Below are 521 nucleotides of genomic sequence, written 5' to 3' on the forward strand. Positions count from 1 at the left end.
GGCCGGGACGGGGCGGGCGGGGCGGTTCAGGACAGCGGGACCACGGCGCTGATGCACTTGCCGCCGGAGGGCAGGTCGCTGACCTGGACGTCATGGGCCAGCCGGCACACGATCGGCCAGCCCCGTCCGCCGACCCGGCGCCGGCCCTGGTGGTCCACCGGCGGCCGGACCACCGGCAGGCGGTCGCTGCGGTCGCTCACGCAGACCCGCACCCCGCGTCCGACGAGATCGACGTGGAAACCGGTCACTCCGCCGCCGTGCAGAATCGCGTTGGCCGTGAGTTCCGAGGCGACGAGCTGGGCGTCGGAGACGGCATGCGCGTCGCAGGGGGCGTGGTTCGCACGGCAGCATGCGTCGATCGCGCGCTCCACCGCCCGGCGGGCGTCGGCCGGCCTGCACGGCCGGGACTGCCCGGAGCCGTCCGCGGCACACACCACCTCGACGAGGGGGGTGACGCTGTGCTTCTCGCACATCACTTCTCGCTCCCTGAGGGGTGAAGCAGGAATCCGGGCCCGGCGACG

General features: G+C 74.5%; 1 protein-coding gene. It reads right to left on the bottom strand.

All coding sequences use genetic code 11. From position 1 onward, the window contains the following. Positions 1-26: 26 nt before the first annotated feature. A complete protein-coding gene (locus CCN35_RS27145) occupies positions 27-473 on the bottom strand; it encodes an ATP-binding protein (protein WP_067397336.1) in 447 nt (148 codons plus the stop codon). Positions 474-521 lie beyond the last annotated feature (48 nt).

This window comes from Streptomyces thermovulgaris, from assembly GCF_002155915.1.
In the GTDB taxonomy this organism is placed as follows: Bacteria; Actinomycetota; Actinomycetes; order Streptomycetales; family Streptomycetaceae; genus Streptomyces; species Streptomyces thermovulgaris.

Bases quoted from the DNA above. Each gene is read 5' to 3' on its own strand.
- CCN35_RS27145 (WP_067397336.1), bottom strand. From the start codon at position 473: ATGTGCGAGAAGCACAGCGTCACCCCCCTCGTCGAGGTGGTGTGTGCC.